The 20,264-nt window shown below is 68.7% G+C and carries 14 protein-coding genes; 10 read left to right on the forward strand and 4 right to left on the reverse strand.

What is annotated here, in order from left to right; genetic code table 11:
* Nucleotides 1–31 precede the first annotated feature (31 nt).
* The 4 genes from PcP3B5_RS31645 (at nucleotide 32) to PcP3B5_RS24320 (ending at nucleotide 6,724) form a co-directional block, all read left to right on the forward strand.
* Nucleotides 32–4,360, forward strand: a complete 4,329-nt coding sequence (locus PcP3B5_RS31645) for a YadA-like family protein (RefSeq protein ID WP_061562618.1) — start codon at nucleotides 32–34, stop codon at nucleotides 4,358–4,360.
* A gap of 46 nt (nucleotides 4,361–4,406) precedes the next feature.
* On the forward strand, nucleotides 4,407–4,637 hold the full coding sequence (locus PcP3B5_RS24310) for a hypothetical protein (RefSeq protein WP_009616149.1): 231 nt from the start codon (nucleotides 4,407–4,409) through the stop codon (nucleotides 4,635–4,637).
* 218 nt (nucleotides 4,638–4,855) lie between these two features.
* Nucleotides 4,856–6,301: a SulP family inorganic anion transporter gene (locus PcP3B5_RS24315; protein ID WP_061562619.1), complete on the forward strand. Its 1,446-nt coding sequence runs from the start codon at nucleotides 4,856–4,858 to the stop codon at nucleotides 6,299–6,301.
* 90 nt (nucleotides 6,302–6,391) lie between these two features.
* On the forward strand, nucleotides 6,392–6,724 hold the full coding sequence (locus PcP3B5_RS24320) for a hypothetical protein (protein ID WP_058487342.1): 333 nt from the start codon (nucleotides 6,392–6,394) through the stop codon (nucleotides 6,722–6,724).
* A gap of 78 nt (nucleotides 6,725–6,802) precedes the next feature.
* Here PcP3B5_RS24320 and PcP3B5_RS24325 read toward each other — a convergent pair whose 3' ends face one another.
* Nucleotides 6,803–8,344, reverse strand: coding sequence for an EAL domain-containing protein (locus PcP3B5_RS24325; RefSeq protein ID WP_061562620.1), 1,542 nt, complete (start codon nucleotides 8,342–8,344; stop codon nucleotides 6,803–6,805).
* A 167-nt stretch (nucleotides 8,345–8,511) separates the two neighbouring features.
* Here PcP3B5_RS24325 and PcP3B5_RS24330 point away from each other — a divergent pair, with 167 nt between their 5' ends.
* Entirely contained in the window at nucleotides 8,512–9,024 is a 513-nt protein-coding gene (locus PcP3B5_RS24330; RefSeq protein ID WP_061562621.1) for an RDD family protein, read from the forward strand.
* Between the two features lie 271 nt (nucleotides 9,025–9,295).
* Here PcP3B5_RS24330 and lptG read toward each other — a convergent pair whose 3' ends face one another.
* Nucleotides 9,296–10,363 carry an LPS export ABC transporter permease LptG gene (lptG, locus tag PcP3B5_RS24335; RefSeq protein ID WP_009616143.1) on the reverse strand — a complete coding sequence of 356 codons (1,068 nt, stop codon included), beginning with the start codon at nucleotides 10,361–10,363 and terminating at the stop codon, nucleotides 9,296–9,298.
* The gene (gene lptF, locus PcP3B5_RS24340) at nucleotides 10,356–11,480 is read right to left on the reverse strand and encodes an LPS export ABC transporter permease LptF (protein ID WP_061562622.1); all 1,125 of its coding nucleotides are present in this window, start codon (nucleotides 11,478–11,480) and stop codon (nucleotides 10,356–10,358) included. Before lptF ends, lptG begins: the two co-directional genes overlap by 8 nt.
* 200 nt (nucleotides 11,481–11,680) lie before the next feature.
* Between lptF and PcP3B5_RS24345 the strand changes: the two genes are divergently transcribed.
* The 5 genes from PcP3B5_RS24345 (at nucleotide 11,681) to PcP3B5_RS24365 (ending at nucleotide 17,646) form a co-directional block, all read left to right on the forward strand.
* Nucleotides 11,681–13,168 (forward strand): leucyl aminopeptidase, encoded by a 1,488-nt coding sequence (locus tag PcP3B5_RS24345; RefSeq protein ID WP_061562623.1) that lies wholly within the window; start codon nucleotides 11,681–11,683, stop codon nucleotides 13,166–13,168.
* A gap of 34 nt (nucleotides 13,169–13,202) precedes the next feature.
* Nucleotides 13,203–13,631, forward strand: coding sequence for a DNA polymerase III subunit chi (locus tag PcP3B5_RS24350; RefSeq protein ID WP_061562624.1), 429 nt, complete (start codon nucleotides 13,203–13,205; stop codon nucleotides 13,629–13,631).
* A 15-nt stretch (nucleotides 13,632–13,646) separates the two neighbouring features.
* Nucleotides 13,647–14,018, forward strand: coding sequence for a hypothetical protein (locus PcP3B5_RS24355; protein ID WP_009616139.1), 372 nt, complete (start codon nucleotides 13,647–13,649; stop codon nucleotides 14,016–14,018).
* Between the two features lie 398 nt (nucleotides 14,019–14,416).
* Entirely contained in the window at nucleotides 14,417–17,266 is a 2,850-nt protein-coding gene (locus PcP3B5_RS24360) for a valine--tRNA ligase (protein ID WP_061562625.1), read from the forward strand.
* A gap of 89 nt (nucleotides 17,267–17,355) precedes the next feature.
* Nucleotides 17,356–17,646: a nucleotidyltransferase family protein gene (locus tag PcP3B5_RS24365; RefSeq protein ID WP_043273056.1), complete on the forward strand. Its 291-nt coding sequence runs from the start codon at nucleotides 17,356–17,358 to the stop codon at nucleotides 17,644–17,646.
* Nucleotides 17,647–18,313: 667 nt separating this feature from the next.
* On the opposite strand, the gene PcP3B5_RS24370 is transcribed toward PcP3B5_RS24365, so the two are convergent.
* Entirely contained in the window at nucleotides 18,314–20,218 is a 1,905-nt protein-coding gene (locus PcP3B5_RS24370; protein WP_061562626.1) for a M14 family metallopeptidase, read from the reverse strand.
* Between the last annotated feature and the right edge of the window lie 46 nt (nucleotides 20,219–20,264).

A 20,264-nucleotide genomic window follows, 5' to 3' on the forward strand; every position in this document is an offset into this window, starting at 1 on the left:
TTTGCGGGGAGCTCCCCGCAAGGAGTCTCTCATGAACAAGTCATTCCGACTGGTCTGGAGTGCGGCGCGCCGCGCCTGGGTAGTCGCCAGCGAATTCGCCAGAAGCCACGGCAAGCACCGCAACCGCGGCCTGGCCGGCGCAGTGGGCCTGCTTTCCTCCGCCTGCCTGGCGCTGTTCGGCATTCCTGCCGGGGCGGTCACCGAAGCCGAGATCGAGGGCGACGACAAGGCCAGCGCCAGCCAGGTGGTCCAGCCGCGCGCCGAGGTGCGCCTGGGCGCCATGCTCACCAGCGTGCAGGAAGGCACCGGCGCCAGTGCGTCAGGTGTAAACAGCACGGCCCTGGGCGACTACGCCACGGCATCGGCAAGCCACGCCACCGCCGTCGGCCCGTGGGCGGCCGCCTATGGCGACAACAGCGTGGCGCTTGGACGAAATACCGAGGCCAAGGGCGACAGCAGCCTGGCCATCGGCCGCAACGCCGCCACCAGCCAGGCCAGCAGCACCGCCCTGGGCGCGTACTCCTCGGCATCGGGCCTGGCCAGCACGGCGATCGGCAAGGGAGCCAGCGCCCAGGGCGAGCACAGCACCGCGCTGGGCCTGGATTCGCAGGCGGCCGGCGCCAATGGCCTGGCCCTGGGGGCCTGGGCTGGCGCCAACCATGCCAACTCGGTAGCCCTGGGTGCCGGCTCGGCGACCGACAGGAACGATAGCGTCTCCATCGGCAACGCCAACCTCGACCGCCAGTTGACCCATGTAGCCGACGGCACCCAGGCCAACGACGCCATCAACCTTTCCCAGCTGGAGACGCTGCGCCAGCAAGGCGAAGCAGCGCTGCAGTCGGTTTCCGACTGGCTCAGCGACGTCTATGAAAGCGGGACGAAGTATTTCCAGGCGAACTCCGACAAGGCGATGGCCCAAGCCAACGGCCAGGACAGCGTAGCCATCGGCCCCGAGGCCGTGGCTTCGGGCAGCGACAGCATCGCCATGGGCAGCGCCGCCCAAGCCAGCGGCGCGAACGCCACTGCGGTGGGTGTCTCCGCCGATGCGGCGGGCGAACGTGCCCTCGCCCTCGGGGCCTGGAGCCAGGCCACGCAACTGCGCAGCACCGCCGTGGGCGGTAGCGCCGAAGCCACCGCACAGGACAGCACCGCGCTCGGCGCCGAAGCCGAAGCTGCCGCCTTGGCCAGCACTGCCGTGGGCACCTGGTCCAAGGCCAGCGGTATCGGCAGCGTGGCTCTCGGCAAGGAAGCCCTGGCCTCCCAGGGCGATGCCAGCGCCCTGGGCATCGCGGCCCAGGCCACCGGCGACGGGGCGACCGCAGTTGGCGCAAGAACCGCAGCCAGCGGCGAAAACGCCACTGCGCTGGGCAAGCTGGCCAGCGCCACCGCCGGCGGCTCGACCGCGCTCGGCACGCAAAGCTCCGCCAGCGGCGCGAACGCCACTGCGGTGGGTGTATCCGCCGACGCGGCGGGCGAACGCGCCCTTGCCCTCGGGGCCTGGAGCCAAGCCACGCAACTGCGCAGCACCGCCGTGGGCGGTAGCGCCGAAGCCACCGCACAGGATAGCACCGCGCTCGGCGCCGAAGCCGAAGCCGCCGCCTTGGCCAGCACTGCCGTGGGCACCTGGTCCAAGGCCAGCGGTATCGGCAGCGTGGCTCTCGGCAAGGAAGCCGTGGCGTCGCATCAGGGCAGCGTCGCACTGGGCCTGAACTCCGCCACAGGAGCGGACAACGAGGTCTCGGTCGGCAACGCCGACCTGCAGCGCCGCATCGCCAACGTGGCCGAGGGCACCCAGGCCACCGACGCGGTCAACCTCTCGCAACTCCAGCGCCTGGGCGAAGAAGCGGCCGACGCCATTGGCGACGTAGCGGACTGGCTGGGCGACGTTTACCAGCGCGGCACACGCTACTTCCGCGCCAACTCCGAGCTCCCGGACGCCAACGCCAGCGGCGAGAACGCCATTGCCATAGGCCCGCAGTCCGAATCCAGCGGCAGCAACGCCATCGCCATGGGCACGGCGGCGCTGGCCAGCGGCGAGAACGCGCTGGCAGCCGGCAACCAGGCCCACGCATCCGGCCAGCACGCGACGGCCGTTGGCGTCAGGGCGGATGCCCTCGGCGATCGCGCCACCGCGCTGGGCGGCTGGAGCCAGGCCACCGGTGAGCGCAGCACCGCGCTGGGCAGCAGTGCCGAAGCCACCGCCAGCGACGCGCTGGCAGTGGGTGTCGATGCCGAAGCGAGCGCGAACTCCGCCACCGCCGTCGGCAACTGGGCGATGGCCCATGGCATTGGCGCCACCGCGGTCGGCAAGGAGGCCCGGGCCAGCACCCATGGCAGCACGGCGATAGGCCTGCAGGCCCAGGCGACGGGCAGCAGCGCCACCTCCGTCGGCGGCTGGTCCAGCGCCAGCGGCGCCGGCGCCAGCGCCCTGGGTGTGCAGGCGCAGGCCAGCGGTGAAAAGAGCTCCGCACTGGGTACCAGCGCGCAGGCCAGCGGTCAGCAAAGCACTGCCGTCGGCGCCTGGAGCCAGGCCACCGGCGGGCACAGCGTGGCCTTGGGCAACAGCGCCGAAGCCACGGCGCAAAGCGCCACCGCCCTGGGCGCCGAAGCCGAGGCGGCGGCCCTCGCCAGCACGGCGGCCGGCGCCTGGTCCCGCGCTCTGGGCGTAGGCAGCACGGCGCTCGGCAAGGAAGCCCTGGCCTCCACCGACGGCAGCACCGCCCTGGGCATCGCCTCGGCGGCGACAGGCCAGGCCGCCAACGCCATCGGCGGCTGGTCCGTGGCCAGCGGCGAGCACTCCATGGCGCTGGGCACCGCCAGCCGCGCCGAACACGCCCGCAGCGTGGCCCTGGGCCATGGCTCGGTAACCGATGCCGACGACAGCGTTTCGGTGGGCAACCAGGATCTCAAGCGGCGGATCACCAACGTCGCCGCGGGTAGCGATGACACCGACGCCGTGAACGTCTCCCAACTCAACGCCACCCGCGACGAAGTGAGCGAACTGCGCGGTGACGCCCTGCTCTGGGACGACTCCCTGGGCGCCTTCAGCGCCATGCATGGCAGCGCCGGCGCAACCAGCCGCTCGCGCATCACCAATGTCGAGGAAGGCCGGATCGCCGCGGACTCCAGCGACGTGGTGGTCGGCTCGCAGCTGTACCGCACCGACACCCGCGTCAGCGCCCTGGAGGACGGGATCAACCAGACCGGCGTGTCACGCTACTTCCGCGCCAATTCGGAAAAGGCCGATGCCTCTGCGGCCGGCGCGGACTCCATCGCAGTCGGACCGGCCGCCTCGGCCACCGGCACCTCGTCCATGGCCCTGGGCGACGCCGCCCAGGCGAGCGGCGAGCGCAGCATGGCCGCCGGCGCCGGCGCCTCCGCCAGCGCGGCGGACGCCACGGCAGTGGGCAGCGCCGCACAAGCCAGCGGCGAACGCAGTACCGCCATCGGCAGCGGCGCCAATGCCACCGCCAGCAACGCCGTGGCCCTGGGCGCGGACTCCCTGGCCGATCGCGACAACAGCGTTTCCGTGGGCAGCCAGGGCAACGAGCGGCAGATCACCAATGTCGCCCGCGGCACCGCCGGCACCGACGCGGTCAACGTCGACCAGCTCACGGACGCCGTCAACACCTCGGCCGGCGCCCTGAACGACAGCGTGGCGCAGGTGGACCAGCGGGTCAGCGATGTCCATAACCATGTGACCAACCTGCAGAACGGCACCGACGGCATGTTCCAGAGCAACAACAGCTCTGCGCTGAGCAAGCCGCAGGCTGTCGGCCAGGATGCGATCGCCGGCGGCGCCGGCGCCCAGGCCAGCGGCAGGAACAGCGCGGCGATCGGCACCAGGGCCCAGGCGAGCGCCGAGCACAGCACCGCGCTGGGCGAAAGCGCCCACGCCAAGGCCTCCAACTCGGTGGCCCTGGGCGCCAACTCGGTGGCCGACAGGGCGAACACGGTATCCGTCGGCAGCGCGACCAACGCCCGGCAGATCACCAATGTGGCCGCCGGCACCCAGGCCACCGACGCCGTCAACCTCGGCCAGTTGAACAGCGGCATCAGCGGCGCCAAGGCCTACACCGACGCCAGCTACCACGCCCTGCGCAAGGACATGAACGAACTGGACGACGAACTCAGTGCCGGCATCGCCGGGGCCATGGCCATGGCCAGCCTGCCGCAGCCCCATGCGCCGGGGGCAAGCATGACCTCCGCCGGCCTGGGCAACTTCCGTGGCGAGCAGGCGCTGGCGGTCGGCGTGTCGCACATCACCAAGGACGGCAAGTGGGTCACCAAGCTCCAGGGAAGCGCGGACAGCGATGGCGACGTCGGCGTCTCGGTAGGCGTTGGCTACCAGTGGGATTGACTCAGTGTGACGGGGGCGCGTCCGCGCGCCCCCGCAGGTGGAAGCCATGTTTCTCGATCCGAAGAATATCCACAGCTCTCTGATGACGACCGCCTACAACAACGACATGGCGGCCGAGCTTCTCGCCGACTACCTGAAGGGGCTGCCTGTCGCCAACCCACTCTCGCAACACCTGATCGAAGGTGTGGTGGAGGCGTTGAAGGAGACATCCCTGCACATGGAGGAAATCGCCGCACTCATAGCCACCGGCAAGCTGGCCATTTCCAGCAGTCGCTGAACAGGCCATTCATTCGCCGCTCGCAACAGCGGCGCCTTTCAAGGGTTCGCTGCCACCTGTGGGCAGCGAACCCTTCGCCATGAGGGAAGCACCGGGGTGGGGCCCGGACAAAACGGCATGCGCCGCGACTGGTTCGAGCATGCGGCATTGCGTACCATGCGCGTCCTCTATCCGCACCACCCGCGGCCGGCACCACCGGCCCTGACCTCAGGAACGCCATGAAACCCGCCCGTCTGCGCGCCGACATCCTGGCCGGCCTCACCACGTCCTTCGCCCTGGTGCCCGAGTGCATCGCCTTCGCCCTGGTGGCCCACCTCAACCCGCTGATGGGCCTGTACGGCGCCTTTTTCATCTGCACCCTCACCGCCCTGTTCGGCGGGCGGCCGGGCATGGTTTCCGGGGCCGCCGGCTCCATGGCCGTGGTAATAGTGGCGCTGGTGGTGCAGCACGGCGTGCAGTACCTGCTGGCCACCGTGCTGCTGGGCGGCCTGGTGATGATCGCCTTCGGCCTGCTGCGCCTGGGCAAGCTGGTGCGCATGGTGCCGCACCCGGTGATGCTGGGCTTCGTCAACGGCCTGGCGATCGTCATCGCCCTGGCCCAGCTGGAGCACTTCAAGACCGGCGGGGCCTGGCTCGACGGCGCGCCGCTGTACCTGATGCTGGGCCTGGTGGCGCTGACCATGGCCATCGTCTACCTGCTGCCGAAGCTGACCCGCGCGGTGCCGCCGGCGCTGGTGGCGATCCTCGGCGTCGGCCTGCTGGTGTACCTGCTCGGCCTGCCCACGCGCACCCTCGGCGACATGGCGCACATCGCCGGCGGCCTACCCGCCTTCGCCCTGCCGCAGGTGCCGTGGAACCTGGAGACGCTGCGGATCATCGCGCCCTACGCCATCCTCATGGCGCTGGTCGGCCTGCTGGAAACCCTGCTGACCTTCAACCTCACCGACGAAATCACCCGGAGCCGCGGCTACCCGGACCGCGAGTGCGTGGCCCTGGGGGCGGCCAACATGGTCTCCGGGGCGTTCGGCGGCATGGGCGGCTGCGCCATGATCGGCCAGACCATGATCAACCTTGGCTCCGGCGGCCGCGGGCGGGTTTCCGGGGTGGTCGCCGGGGTGATGATCCTGCTCTTCGTGCTGTTCCTCTCCCCGCTGATCGAGCGCATCCCGCTGGCGGCGCTGGTCGGGGTGATGTTCGTGGTGGCCCAGCAGACCTTCGCCTGGGCCTCGCTGCGGGTGCTGAACAAGGTGCCGGCGAGCGACGTGCTGGTGATCGTCGTGGTGACCGTCATCACCGTGTTCACCAACCTGGCCACCGCCGTGCTCTGCGGCATAGTCGTGGCCGCCCTGGACTTCGCCTGGAAGCACGCCCGCGAACTCTACGCCGACAGCCACCTGGAGGCCGACGGCAGCAAGCTCTACCGCCTCCACGGCACGCTGTTCTTCGCCTCCACCACGACCTTCCTGGAGCAGTTCGACCCGGCCGGCGACCCGCCGCAGGTCACCCTGGACTGCCGCCACCTGAGCTTCGTCGACTACTCGGCCATCGCCGCGCTGAAGACCCTGCGCGAGCGCTACGCCAGGGCCGGCAAGCACCTGCGCGTGGTGCACCTGTCCGAGCGTTGCAAGCAGTTGCTCAAGCGCGCCGGGGTGCAGCACGGCTGATTCGGACGTTCATCCGAAAATGACCGGCAGCGCTGGCGCGCCGGGAACCCTGTGGAATAATGCCGCCCCTTTTTTGACTAGGAGGTCCACATGGTCACTCACTTCCTGATTGGCACCAGCCAGGCCGCCTGCGGCCGCAGCGACCCGAACGTGGCGGGCTCGCAGGACGTCGCGCAGGTCAGCTGCAAGACCTGCCGCCGCACCAACGCCTTCACCCAGGCGCAGGAAGCCGCGGGCAGCGCGCCCGCCGTCCCGAAGCCTGCGCCGGCTGCGGCGCCGAAGAGCAAGCAGCCCGCCCGCGCCCCGGCACCGGCGCAATCCGGCCGCGACGCCGCCCGGCAAGCCTGGCAGGCGCGCCTGAGCGCCCTGTCCGGCAAGACCCGCCTGCCCCGCGGCAACCGCCGCGCCCAAGCTTACGTCTGATCGCCGCTGCGCTGCCGACGGTGCCCGCTGGGCGCCGTCGGTATGGGCTCGGCATACGCAGTTCAGTCCACCACCGTCCTAGACGCCCGCGCGGACGCGGCGCTCCAGTTCGGCGACGAACTCCGCCAGCGGCATCGGCTTGCCGAACAGGTAGCCCTGCAGGCAGGGCACGCCGCGGGCCGCCAGGTAGTCGCGCTGCGCCGGCGTCTCGATGCCTTCGGCGATGACCTGCAGGTCCAGGCGGTCGCAGAGGTCGAGGATGCTGTCGAGGATGTGCCGGGAGCGGCTGTCGTCGTCGACGGTGGCGACGAAGCTCTTATCGATCTTCAGGGCGTCCACGCGGAAGCGGCGCAGGTAGGCCAGGCTGGAATGGCCGGTGCCGAAGTCGTCTATCGCCAGGGTCACGCCCAGCTCGCGCAGGCAGCCGAGCAGGTCGTCGGTGGGGGTGTCGATCAGTTCGCGCTCGGTCAGCTCCAGCATCAGTTGCACCGAACCCACCGGGAAGGCGCCGAGGAAGTCCAGGCAATCGGTCAACAGGCTGCTGCTGCGGCAATTCACGGCGCTGACGTTGACGCCCAGGTGGAAACCCTCACCCAGCAGGTGCGCGTGCTTCGGCAACTGGGCCGCCAACTGCTGCAAGAGCGCGCGGGTCATGGGCACGATCAGGCCGCTCTGCTCGGCCAGGGGGATGAAGATGTCCGGGCTGACCAGCCCCGCGCGCGGGTGGCGCCAGCGCATCAGCACCTCGGCGCCGATCCAGCGGCCGCTGGCGGCGTCCACCAGCGGCTGGAGGAAGGGCACGAATTCGCCGGCGTACATGGCCCGCTCGATCTCGCGGGCAGGCGTCGCCGCGCGCCCCAGCATCCAGTGGCAACCGAGGCCGAACAGCCCGCCAAGCACCGCCAGCATGGCGAACAGCGGCCAGTAGTCGTCGCGCATCACGCCCCACTGGGCGCCGGCCGGGAAGCCACCGACCACCTGGTAGGGAAAGCGCGTCGAGGCCTGGCGCGTTTCGGCCAGGGGGAAGGCGTCGGGCGCACCCTCGTGCACCTCGCCCGCCTCGTCCATCCAGCGCGGGCCGACCTGGACCAGCAGTTCGCTGCGCTGGTTCACCAGTTGCAGGACGTTGCTCAGGTAGCGCCCGTCCACCGCCGCCAGCACGGCGGCGGGGCCTTCGGCCAGGCGGTACACGATCAGCGCGAAGTCCGGCGTCACCGCATTGCCGGGCAACAGGTTGAGGCGCCCGTCGACGAAATCGGCCGTGTTCACCGCTTCGTCGACGTTGCCGAACAGCGAGCTGCAGAACACCCGGTCGTCACGCACCAGGTTGACGGTGCGCACGAAGGGCACGGTGGCGACCTGCTCGCGCAGCACCAGCTCGGCCGCGGAGCAGGGCCCTTCGGCGTAGGCGATGGTGGCCCGCGCCGAGCCGGCGGCGTTGCCGAGCATGATATCGATCAGATGCAGCGCCTCGCTCGAGGCGAGCCCCGCTTCGCGCTGGAGGCTGACCAGTGTCTGCCAATAGATGATGCCCCCGCCCAGCAGCAGCGGCAGCAGGGCGACCAGCAGGGAAACGCACAGGCGCCAGAGCAGGCGCCGGACTTTGCTCGATCCAGGCATCCGTGTCATCCCGGGCGCCGCCGCTGTCATCGGGCTCGGCGAGCAGCCTGAGCGGGCGCCTGAAACCAGCGTAGATCATTCCGCCTGCGGCACCTGGCCTCGGTGGCGATCGACCAAAGGTCGTATAATCCCCGCCCTCGTCCCTGCTCCGAGCGCCGAACGACGCCATGCCCAAAGCCCGACTCCAGCCGGAGGGGAACTTCCCCCCCGCGCCCCTGCTGCGCCGCTTCGCGGCCATGTTCTACGACTTCCTGCTCTGCGTGGCCCTGCTGATGGTGGTCACCCTGCTCTACCAGCAGGTGCTGCTGCGCCTGCTCCTGGGCGGCGAAAAGCTCAGGCAGCTCGCCGACCAGGGCGCTCTGGTCGGCGACCCGCTGCTGTCCAGCCTGCTGTTCATCAGCCTGTTCGCCTTTTTCGCCAAGTTCTGGACGCACAAGGGCCAGACCCTCGGCATGCAGGTCTGGGGCGTGCGCGTGCAGAACGCCGACGGCACGCCGATCAGCCTGATGCAGGCGCTGCTGCGCTTCATGATCGCCATCGGTTCCTGGGCCTGCGGCGGGCTGGGCTTCCTGTGGATGCTCTGGGACAAGGACAAGCGCACCTGGCACGACCGCTATTCGGAGAGCGTGGTGATCCAGATTCCCAAGGCGGTGCGCAAGGCGACGCAGGGGCGGGGGTGAGGCTGGGGCCGTTCGTGCCGCCGGGGCGTCCGGCGTGGCCGGTGAGTCCAATCGCGGACGGAGTCCGCTCCTACGGCTCCAGGAAGCACGGCTTTTCGTAGGATGGCGTTGAGCGAAGCGATACCCATCAGCGCCACCGCATGGGTTTCGCAAGCTCAACCCATCCTACGAAGAGCACCTCGGCGTAAGCCTAAGGTTCAGGGAGGTACGGGCGTAGGAGCGGACTCCGTCCGCGATCAGGCCCGCCGGCCGCACCGAACCGCCAGGGATATCACCCCGCCCGCTTGAGCAACCACGCCCCCAGCAGCGCACAGATCGCCGCCGGCAGCAACACCGCCAGCAACGGCGGGAAGTTGAACACCTGGCTCGACGGCCCCAGCAGATCCTGGGCGATGCGGAAGGTGAAGCCCACCAGCACCCCGGTGAACACCCGCTGGCCAAGGGTCACGCTGCGCAGCGGGCCGAAGATGAAGGAGATGGCCATCAGCACCAGGGCCGCGGTCACCGCCGGCTGCAGTACCTTGGTCCAGAATGCCAGCCAGTAGCGGTTGGTGCTCAGGCCCTGGTCCTTGAGGTAGTGGATGTATTCCCACAGGCCGCTGATGGACAGCGCCTCGGGCTCCATCACCACGGTGCTGAGCAGTTGCGGGCTGAGCTGGATGTTCCAGGCCTCCGACGGCGCGCTGACCACTTCGCTGCGCTTCTCCTGCGGGTGCAGCAGCGTGGTGCTCACCTCTTCCAGCGTCCACTGGCCGTCGCGGAACACCGCGCGCTTGGCGAAGCTGGCGCTCTTGAGCACGTGGCCCTCGGCGAAGTCGTAACGCGTCACGCCCAGCAGGGTGCCGTCGGCCTGCACCACGTTGATGTGGATGAATTCCTGGCCCTGGCGGTGCCACAGGCCGTTGCGCGAGCTGACCGCGCCGCCGCTGCTCTGCGCCAGGGCGCGGTCGCTCTGGGCCTGGGTCTCGGTGTAGGGCACCACGTATTCGCCGATCAGGATGCCGGCGAACATCAGCACCAGCATCGGCTTCATCACCGCCCAGACGATGCGCTGCAGCGACACCCCGGCGGCGCGCATGATGGTCAGCTCGCTGTTGCTGGCCAGGGTGCCCAGGCCCACCAGGCAGCCGATCAGCGCGGCCATCGGGAGCATGTCGTAGGCGCGGCTGGGCGCGGTGAGCAGCACGTATTTCAGGGCCACGCCCAGGGTGTAGTTCTCGTCCAGGGCACCGAGCTGATCGATGAAGGCGAACAGCAGGGCCAGGCCGAGGATCACCCCCAGCACGGCGAGGATGGCGACGAAAATGGTGATGCCGATGTAGCGGTCGAGCTTACGCATGCTTGCGCTCCTTCACGGAGCGTGCGCGCGAGGCCGCCCATTTCAGACTCAGCGGTTCCCAGAAGGCCAGCAGCAGGCCGATGGCCAGGAAGATCGCATGCACCCACCACAGCCCCAGGGCCATGGGGATCTTGCCCTTGTCGAGCATGCCGCGGGCGGCGATCAGCAGCGCCAGGTAGGCCATGTACAGCAGCACCGCCGGCAGCAGCTTGAGGAAGCGGCCCTGGCGCGGGTTGACCTTGGACAGCGGCACCGCCAGCAGGGTGACGATGAACACCAGCAGCGGGATGGAGAAGCGCCACTGCAGCTCCGAGCGCATGCGCGGTTCCTTGCTGGCGAACAGGTCGCTGGTGGGGATGGCGTCGCGGTCGTCGATCTCGCTGCTCACCTCCGGCTTGGGCAGCAGCACGCCGTAGGTGTCGTACCTGATGGCGCGGTAGTCGGCCTGGCCGGGCACGCCGTCGTAGCGGAAGCCGTCCTTGAGGATCAGGTAGCGGCTGCCGTCGGGGTGGATCTGCTGCTGTCCGCTGGTCGCCACCAGCACCGCGAGGCCGCGGTCCTGGCCGTTGCGCGGCGGGTTCTTGTCGGAGATGAACACCCCGCCGAGCTGGGTGCGGTCGTTGCTCAGCTGCTCGGTGTAGGTCACCCGCGAGCCGTCGCGCATCGACTGGAAGCGGCCCGGCGCCAGGGTGTCGAACTCGGTCATGGCGTCCTGCTTGTTCAGGATCAGCTGCATCTGCGCGATGCCCTGGGGCGCCAGGGACAGGCTCAGCCAGGCCACCAGCAGGGCGATCAGCGCCGCCGGCGCCATGCTGTAGGCCAGCAGGCGCTGCTGGCTCATGCCGGTGGCGGTGAGCACCGTCATCTCGCTTTCCAGGTACAGCCGGCCATAGGCCAGCAGGATGCCGAGGAACAGCCCCAGGGGCAGGATCAACTGGAGGAAGCCGGGCAGGCGCACGCCCATGATCATGAACAGCGAGCCGGGGTCCAGCATGCCCTGGGCGGCCTGCGCCAGGTACTTGATGAAGCGGCCGCTCATGATGATCACCAGCAGCACGGCGCTCACCGCGCTCATGGTGACCAACACTTCACGGGACAGGTAACGGAAGACAATCAAACCGGGCACTCCAGGGTTGTCACGCTCGGGCGGCTACGCTCAAACTAGCCGCCGTGAGGCACTGCCGGCCCGCATTGCAGCGGGCCGGTGAAAAATACGCGGCATTATCCTGCGATTCGCCGGGCCTGTCACTGCGCAGACACCGGGACGGGTCGCCGACCGCCCGCCACTTCGACCCTTCGCTCCGGGGACACCTTGTCATGGAATTCCTTGTAAAAAGCGTCAGTCCGCAAACCCTGAAGACCGCCACCCTGGTGCTCGCCGTCGGCGAAGGCCGCAAGCTCGGCACCGTGGCCCAGGCCGTGGACACCGCCAGCGGCGGCGCCATCGCCGCCCTGCTCAAGCGCGGCGACCTGGCCGGCAAGGTCGGCCAGACCCTACTCCTGCAAGCTTTGCCCAACCTTAAGGCCGAACGCGTGCTGCTGGTGGGCGCGGGCAAGGAGCGCGAACTCTCCGACCGCCAATACCGCAAACTGGTTTCCTCGGTGCTGGCCAGCCTGAAGAGCCTGGGCGGCGGCGACGCCGTGCTGGCCCTGGGCGACCTGGCGGTCAAGGGCCGCGACGCCCACGGCAAGGCGCGCCTGCTGGTGGAGACGCTGGCCGATGGCCTGTACGTGTTCGACCGCTTCAAGAGCCAGAAGGCCGACGCGCCCAAGCTGAAGAAGATCACCCTGCTGGCCGACAAGGCCGACGCCCCCGCCGTCGAGCAGGGCGCCAGGCAGGCCCAGGCCATCGCCAACGGCATGGCCCTGACCCGCGACCTCGGCAACCTGCCGCCGAACCTCTGCCACCCCAGCTTCCTGGCCGACGAGGCCAAGGCCCTGGCCAAGGCGCACAAGAACCTCAAGGTCGAGGTGCTGGACGAGAAGAAACTCCGCGAGCTGGGCATGGGCGCCTTCCTCGCCGTGGCCCAGGGCAGCGAGCAGCCGCCGCGGCTGATCGTGCTGCAGTACAACGGCGGCAAGAAGGACGAGGCGCCCTACGCGCTGGTGGGCAAGGGCATCACCTTCGACACCGGCGGCATCAGCCTCAAGCCCGGCCTGGGCATGGACGAGATGAAGTTCGACATGTGCGGCGCCGCCAGCGTCTTCGGCACCTTCCGCGCGGTGCTGGAACTGCAGCTGCCGATCAACCTGGTGGGCCTGCTGGCCTGCGCCGAGAACATGCCCAGCGGCCGCGCCACCCGCCCCGGCGACATCGTCACCACCATGAGCGGGCAGACCGTGGAAATCCTCAACACCGACGCCGAAGGCCGCCTGGTGCTGTGCGACACCCTGACCTACGCCGAGCGCTTCAAGCCCCAGGCGGTGGTGGACATCGCCACCCTCACCGGCGCCTGCATCGTCGCCCTGGGCGCCAACACCTCGGGCCTGATGGGCAACAACGACGCCCTGGTGCGCCAACTGCTCAAGGCCGGCGAGCACGCCGACGACCGCGCCTGGCAACTGCCGCTGTTCGACGAGTACCAGGAACAGCTGGACAGCCCCTTCGCCGACATCGCCAACATCGGCGGGCCGAAGGCCGGCACCATCACCGCCGGCTGCTTCCTCTCGCGCTTCGCCAAGAAGTACCACTGGGCGCACCTGGACATCGCCGGCACCGCCTGGATCAGCGGTGGCAAGGACAAGGGCGCCACCGGCCGCCCGGTGCCGCTGCTCACCCAGTACCTGCTGGACCGCGTGAAGTAATGGCAAAGCGCAATCGTTCGACGGGATCGCCGGCATGACGCGGGTCGACTTCTACGTCATCCCCAGCGCCGATCCCGACGCGCGCCTGACCATCGCCTGCCGCCTGGCCGACAAGGCCTGGCGGCAGGGCATGCGGGTGTACCTGCTGTGCGCCGACGAAGCCCAGCGCGAGGCCCTGGACGCGCGCCTGTGGAGCTTCCGCAAGGAAGCCTTCGTGCCGCACAACGCCGCCGAGGAAGACGCCCAGGCCCCGGTCACCCTGGGCCTGGGCGGGCCGCCGGCGGGCCGCCGCGACCTGCTGATCAACCTGACGCTGGCGGTGCCGGCCTTCGCCGGCGAGTTCTCGCGCATCGCCGAACTGGTGGTGGAGGAGCCGGCCATCCGCCAAGCGGCGCGGGAGAATTTCCGCTTCTACCGCGAGCAGGGCTATCCTTTGCAGGACCATCGCCTGCCGCGCCTCTGACGCTCTACCGGAAAAATGGACAGCCGCAAGCCACCGCAAGACCCCGACCACCTGCTCGACGACCTGGAGTCGATCCACGACCTGCTCGGCGAGCCGGATGGCGAACCGCCCCTGCTCACCGAATCCTTCGAGCCGGACAACATCCCCCTGCTCTCCGACGTGGTCCAGGCCTCGCCGCGGCCGGCCCCGGCCGAGGAAGAGCCCGAGGACGACCTGCCTCCAGCGGGCCACAACCGCGAACAGGCCCGCCTGGACAGCGAACTGCGCGCCGCCGCGCAACTGATCCTGCAGGACGTGATCGACGACTTCGTGCCGCAGATCGAAGCCGAACTGCAGCGCCGCCTGGAAGCGCGCCTGCAAAGGCTGCTGGCGCAGCGCAAGCCCTGACGCCGGCCCTGCCGGCGCGATCGCGGATGAGATCCGCTCCTACGGGTCACCTCACACCACGCCCATTGTAGGAGCGCGCCCTGCGCGCGAATCGCGGGCAGGGCCCGCTCCTACAGGTTGACGCCGGACCTCCCGCCCACGCCGAACGGCCCCCTCTCCCTCCGGGAGAGGGCTGGGGTGAGGGCAACGGGGCCACCTCCGTAACTCCATCCTGCCCATTGTAGGAGCGCGCCCTGCGCGCGATTTCGCGGGCAGGGCCCGCTACAGGTTGACGCCGGACCTCCCGCCCACGCCGAACGGCCCCCTCCAGCCCCCTGATCGCCGGTGGCCGCCGCCCCTCGGCAGCCGTTATACTCTCCGGTTTTCCGTCTAGCCGCTAACAGGGTCCCGCCGCGCTCATGGACAAGACCTACCAGCCCCACGCCATCGAATCCCACTGGTACCCCACCTGGGAGCAGAACAACTACTTCGCCCCGCAGGGTTCCGGCGAGCCGTACACCATCATGATCCCGCCGCCGAACGTCACCGGCAGCCTGCACATGGGCCACGGCTTCAACAACGCCATCATGGACGCGCTGATCCGCTACCGCCGCATGCAGGGCCGCAATACCCTGTGGCAGCCGGGCACCGACCACGCCGGCATCGCCACCCAGATGGTGGTGGAGCGCCAGTTGGCCGCCCAGGGCATCGCGCGCCACGACCTCGGCCGCGAGAAGTTCCTGGAGAAGGTCTGGGAGTGGAAGGAACAGTCCGGCGGCACCATCACCCGGCAGATCCGCCGCCTGGGCTCCTCGGTGGACTGGTCGCGCGAGCGCTTCACCATGGACGACGGCCTGTCCAACGCGGTGAAGGAAGCCTTCGTCCGTCTGTTCGACGACGGCCTGATCTACCGCGGCAAGCGCCTGGTCAACTGGGACACCAAGTTCCACACCGCCATTTCCGACCTGGAAGTGGAGAACCACGATGAGAAGGGCCACCTCTGGCACCTGCGCTACCCCCTGGTCGACGGCCACAAGACTGCCGACGGCAAGGACCACCTGGTGGTCGCCACTACCCGCCCGGAAACCCTGCTCGGTGACAGCGCGGTCGCCGTGCACCCGGAGGACGAGCGCTACCAGGCCCTGATCGGCACCTTCGTCGAACTGCCGCTGGTGGGCCGGCGCATCCCGATCATCGCCGACGACTACGTCGACCGCGAGTTCGGCACCGGCTGCGTGAAGATCACCCCGGCCCACGACTTCAACGACTACGAAGTCGGCAAGCGCCACGACCTGCCGCTGATCAACATCTTCGACAAGGACGCCGCCGTTCTCGCCACCGCCCAGGTGTTCAAGCTCGACGGCAGCGTCAACCCGGATGTCGACGCCAGCCTGCCGGCCGCCTACGCCGGCCTGGACCGCTTCGTCGCGCGCAAGCAGATCGTCGCCGACTTCGAGGCCAGGGGCCTGCTGGAGAAAATCGACGACCACGCGCTGAAAGTGCCCAAGGGCGACCGCTCCGGCACCATCATCGAGCCCTGGCTGACCGACCAGTGGTACGTCTCCACCAAGCCGCTGGCCGAACCCGCCATCGCCGCGGTAGAAGACGGCCGCATCCAGTTCGTGCCCAAGCAGTACGAGAACATGTACTTCAGCTGGATGCGCGACATCCAGGACTGGTGCATCAGCCGCCAGCTGTGGTGGGGCCACCGCATCCCGGCCTGGTACGACGAGGCCGGCAACGTCTACGTCGGCCGCGACGAGGCGGAGGTGCGCGCCAAGCACAACCTGGGCGACCAGCCCCTGCGCCAGGACGAAGACGTGCTGGACACCTGGTTCAGCTCGGGCCTGTGGACCTTCTCCACCCTCGGCTGGCCGGAACAGACGCAATACCTGAAGACCTTCCACCCCACCGACGTGCTGGTGACCGGCTTCGACATCATCTTCTTCTGGGTGGCGCGCATGATCATGCTGACCATGCACCTCATCAAGAACGAGGACGGCACCCCGCAGATCCCGTTCAAGACCGTGTACGTCCACGGCCTGGTGCGCGACGGCCAGGGCCAGAAGATGTCCAAGTCCAAGGGCAACGTGCTCGACCCGCTGGACATCGTCGACGGCATCAGCCTCGACGCGCTGCTGGAAAAACGCACCAGCGGCATGATGCAGCCCAAGCTCGCCGAGAAGATCGCCAAGCAGACCAAGGCGGAATTCCCCGAAGGTATCGCCAGCTACGGCACCGACGCCCTGCGCTTCACCTTCTGCTCGCTGGCCTCCACCGGCCGCGACATCAAGTTCGACATGGGCCGCGTCGAGGGCTACCGCAACTTCTGCAACAAGCTGTGGAACGCCGCCAACTTCGTCATCGAGAACACCGATGGCCAGGACACCGGCGTGAACGGCGAGCCGGTCGAGCTGTCCGCGGTGGACCGCTGGATCATCTCCGCCCTGCAGCGCACCGAGCAGGAAGTCGCCCGCCAGCTCGACGCCTTCCGCTTCGACCTGGCCACCCAGGCCCTCTACGAGTTCGTCTGGGACGAGTACTGCGCCTGGTACCTGGAACTGGTCAAGCCGGTGCTGTGGGACGAGAACGCGCCCATCGAGCGCCAGCGCGGCACCCGCCGCACCCTGGTGCGCGTGCTGGAGACCGCGCTGCGCCTGGCGCACCCGTTCATGCCCTTCATCACCGAGGAAATCTGGCAGCGCATCAAGGCCTCCGCCGGCAAGAGCGGCGACACGCTGATGCTGCAACCCTGGCCGGTGGCCGACGAGGCGAAGATCGACGCCGCCGCCGAAGGCGACATCGAGTGGGTCAAGCAGCTGATGCTGGGCATCCGCCAGATCCGCGGCGAGATGAACATCTCCATGGCCAAGCGCATCGACCTGGTGCTGAACAACGCCTCCCCCGAAGACCACCGCCGCTTGGCCGACAACGAGCCGCTGCTGATGAAGCTGGCCAAGCTGGAGTCGGTGCGCGTGCTCGACGAAGGCGAGGAACCGCCGATGTCGGCCACTGCGCTGGTGGGCGAGCTGCAGGTGCTGGTGCCCATGGCCGGGCTGATCGACAAAGCCGCCGAGCTGGCGCGCCTGGACAAGGAAATCCAGCGCCTGGAAGGCGAGGTCAAGCGCGTGGGCGGCAAGCTGGCCAACGAAGGCTTCGTCGCCAAGGCCCCAGCCGAAGTCATCGAGAAGGAACGCGCCAAGCTCGCCGAAGCCGAGCAGGCGGTGACCAACCTGATCCAGCAGCGCGAGAAGATCGCCAGCCTGTAACAGGCGTCATCCACAAGGCCCGTGAATGCGGGCCTTGTGCTTTTCGCTTGTGCTACCTTCTGGCGTATCCCCGGAGCCCGGCCACCGCCATGAACCGCACCAACGCCCTGAACCTGCTGCAAAGCTGCAAGCCCGAGCTGGCCGAGCGCTTCGGCGTGGTCCGGCTCGCCCTGTTCGGCTCTACCGTGCGCGATGCCGCAAGGCCCGACAGCGACGTGGACATCCTGGTGGCCTTCGACGGCCCCGCCACCTCCGAGCGCTACTTCGGCGTGCAGTTCTACCTCGAGGACCTGCTGGGCAGCAGCGTCGACCTGGTCACCGAAAAGGCCCTGCGCCCCGAACTGCGGCCCTTCATCGAGGCGGAGGCGGTGAATGTCTGAGGCGTCCGGGCGCGTCTGGCACTTCTATGTCGACGACATGATCACCTGCGCGGAGAAAGCCCTGAGCTATGTCCGCGATAGCCGGAGGCTCCGACGCGATTCGCGGATGAATCCGCTCCTACGCTCCTACGCTGCCCCACCTGCGCCATTCCCCTGTAGGAGCGCGCCCTGCGCGCGAATCGCGGGCAGGGCTGTTCTCCTACAGTTGTCGTGAGGCATGGAGTTTCCTCGTAGGAGCGGACCTTGTCCGCGATAGCCCAAGCTACTGGCGCAATTCGCGGATGAGATCTCCTACGCCGCCCCACCTGCGCCATTCCCCTGTAGGAGCGCGCCCTGCGCGCGATTCGCGGGCAGGGCCCGCTCCTACAGTTGTCGTGAGGCATGGAGTTTCCTCGTAGGAGCGGACCTTGTCCGCGATGAACCAAGCCACCGGCGCGATTCGCGGATGAGATCCGCTCCTACGCTGCCCCACCTGCGCCATTCCCCTGTAGGAGCGCGCCCTGCGCGCGAATCGCGGGCAGGGCCCGCTCCTACAGGTACAGGAGAAGCACCGTCGTAGGAGCGGATCTCATCCGCGATTGCGCCGGCAGGGCCGGCGTTCGGTCCATCGCGTGCGGAGTCCTACCATACCGGCGGGCCCGGCTTCTCGTAGGAAGAGCCCTGTCCCTCAGAACACCGTGCCAACCGGGTAGACGTAGGCATTCACGTCATAGAAGGGCGTGCGCTGGTAGAACCATTCCAGCCGCGCATGCGGGTCCTTGGCGAAGGCCTTGTCCTCCTTCAGCTTTTTCTCGAACTCGGCCTTCAGCTGCGGGTCCTCGGCGAGCATCTTGCGCGCCATCGGCTCCATCACGTACTCCTCCGGCTCTTCCGCGGACACCAGGGTCGAGTTGAAGAAGCCCCAGGACCAGAAGGAATCCGGGCTCTCGGCGGTCAGCAGGTTGATCGCCAGCACACCCAGCGGCTGGTCGGTGTCGATCACCACCGAGCCGGCCGGGTAGGTCTGCAGGCGCTGGAACGGCTTGCCGGTTCCGCTGACCAGCAGGTGCCCCTCGTAGCCGGGGATTTCGTTGGCCGCCGCGCGGTCCGGTTCGAAGCCGCCGGCCAGCTTGATGTCGTCCATGCGGTACAGGGTGACCTCGATGGCGGTCGGCTGCTCCAGGGTCTTCATGCGGATGCCGTGGGCCTTGAGCCGGGCGATGACCTCGCTCCACTGCACCGGCACCACGTACTGTTTCGGCCGCTTGACCACCAGGTCGGGCACCGAGTTGTCGCTGATCGGCACCTGCAAGGTCTTCGGCTTGTTGCTCCAGACGATGGTCCTGGCGCCGGTGATGGGCGATTGCTCGTAGCGGTAGTCGCCGACGACGAAGGGCGTGTGCTGCTCCTTGCCCGGCTTCCAGGTGAGGATCACCTCCTTCTGCGCCTCCAGGCGCTCGCGGTCCTTGGCGATGGCGGCCTTGAGCGACTCGGCGTTGTCGCCGATCACCTGGAACATCGCCTTGAGCATCACGTAGTTGCCCAGCACCTGGGTTTCGTAGGGATGCAGCGCGTGCTGCTCGATGAGGATCGAGGGCACGTTGCGGATGTCGCCGTACTGGTTGGAGAAGCGCGCAAGGTCCGTGCGGTAGGGGTAGTAGCCCTTGGCCGGGTCCTGGTTGTCGTTGAGGCTGATGCACTCGTGCACCACGTGGCCGTCGCCCTCCAGCTCCTTGTACACCGGGCCGCGCATGACCTTGTCCATCCACTGGCTGGACGCCGGCGACCAGCCGTTGCCATTGTGGCAGTAGGAGCTGTCGTAGGGGTACATGGCGCCGTCGGTGGAGTGGGTGTCGGCGAAGAAGCTCAGGTCGTACTGGTTGAACACCCAGGCGACGTTGCGGATTTCCGCGCTGTCGAGCTTGGTGAAGTCGCGGTTGAGGTTGAGATTCTGGCCGTTGACGCGCCAGCCGGTGACCTCCGGGCCGTTCTGGTTGATGCGCCCGTAGGGGCTGCGGCGCAGGTCGCCGTCGACGTTCACGGTGGGGATGAAGAGGATGTTGACCTTCTCCAGCAGCCCGGCCAGTGGCTTGGCCCCGGCGGTCATGTCGCGCAGCAGCATGAACATGGCGTCCTTGCCGTTGGCCTCGCCGGGGTGGATCTCGGCCTCGACGAAGAGCGTCGGCTTGCCCGAGCCGTTCAGCCCGGCCGGCGATTTGTCGGCCTCGGTGGACGCGGTCACCAGCAGCATCGGCTCGCCGCTGGCGCTCTTTTCCGGCAGCTCGCTCAGCTGCAACCTGCCGCCGGACGCATCGGCCAGCTTCTTCAGGTACTCGCGGGTCTGGTGGTAGTCGCTGGTCTGCCGGAAGCCGCTGGACTCGGCCAGGGTGATCAGCGGATCGTCGGGCTTGGCGAGGTAGCGGGTGCTGCTCAGCTTCTGCTCGAACATCGGCGGCAGGATGCGCTGCCTGGCCGCCGCCGGGTAGCCGCTATCGTCGACGTAGCCGGGTGCCTGGGGCAGCGCGGCCAGGGCCGGCAGGCTGCCGCTCAGCAGCAGTGCGGCGTACAGCGGGTGGAATCCTCGATGGCGCATGGTGGGCCTCCTTTCGCGGTGAGCCATGGCCCCGAGAACCTTAGAC

Source organism: Pseudomonas citronellolis (assembly GCF_001586155.1).
Classification (GTDB): Bacteria; Pseudomonadota; Gammaproteobacteria; order Pseudomonadales; family Pseudomonadaceae; genus Pseudomonas; species Pseudomonas citronellolis.

Coding starts and splice junctions, on each gene's coding strand:
- PcP3B5_RS31645 (WP_061562618.1), top strand. CDS start 32: ATGAACAAGTCATTCCGACTGGTCTGGAGTGCGGCGCGCCGCGCCTGG.
- PcP3B5_RS24310 (WP_009616149.1), top strand. CDS start 4,407: ATGTTTCTCGATCCGAAGAATATCCACAGCTCTCTGATGACGACCGCC.
- PcP3B5_RS24315 (WP_061562619.1), top strand. CDS start 4,856: ATGAAACCCGCCCGTCTGCGCGCCGACATCCTGGCCGGCCTCACCACG.
- PcP3B5_RS24320 (WP_058487342.1), top strand. CDS start 6,392: ATGGTCACTCACTTCCTGATTGGCACCAGCCAGGCCGCCTGCGGCCGC.
- PcP3B5_RS24325 (WP_061562620.1), bottom strand. CDS start 8,344: ATGCCTGGATCGAGCAAAGTCCGGCGCCTGCTCTGGCGCCTGTGCGTT.
- PcP3B5_RS24330 (WP_061562621.1), top strand. CDS start 8,512: ATGCCCAAAGCCCGACTCCAGCCGGAGGGGAACTTCCCCCCCGCGCCC.
- lptG (WP_009616143.1), bottom strand. CDS start 10,363: ATGCGTAAGCTCGACCGCTACATCGGCATCACCATTTTCGTCGCCATC.
- PcP3B5_RS24345 (WP_061562623.1), top strand. CDS start 11,681: ATGGAATTCCTTGTAAAAAGCGTCAGTCCGCAAACCCTGAAGACCGCC.
- PcP3B5_RS24350 (WP_061562624.1), top strand. CDS start 13,203: ATGACGCGGGTCGACTTCTACGTCATCCCCAGCGCCGATCCCGACGCG.
- PcP3B5_RS24355 (WP_009616139.1), top strand. CDS start 13,647: ATGGACAGCCGCAAGCCACCGCAAGACCCCGACCACCTGCTCGACGAC.
- PcP3B5_RS24360 (WP_061562625.1), top strand. CDS start 14,417: ATGGACAAGACCTACCAGCCCCACGCCATCGAATCCCACTGGTACCCC.
- PcP3B5_RS24365 (WP_043273056.1), top strand. CDS start 17,356: ATGAACCGCACCAACGCCCTGAACCTGCTGCAAAGCTGCAAGCCCGAG.
- PcP3B5_RS24370 (WP_061562626.1), bottom strand. CDS start 20,218: ATGCGCCATCGAGGATTCCACCCGCTGTACGCCGCACTGCTGCTGAGC.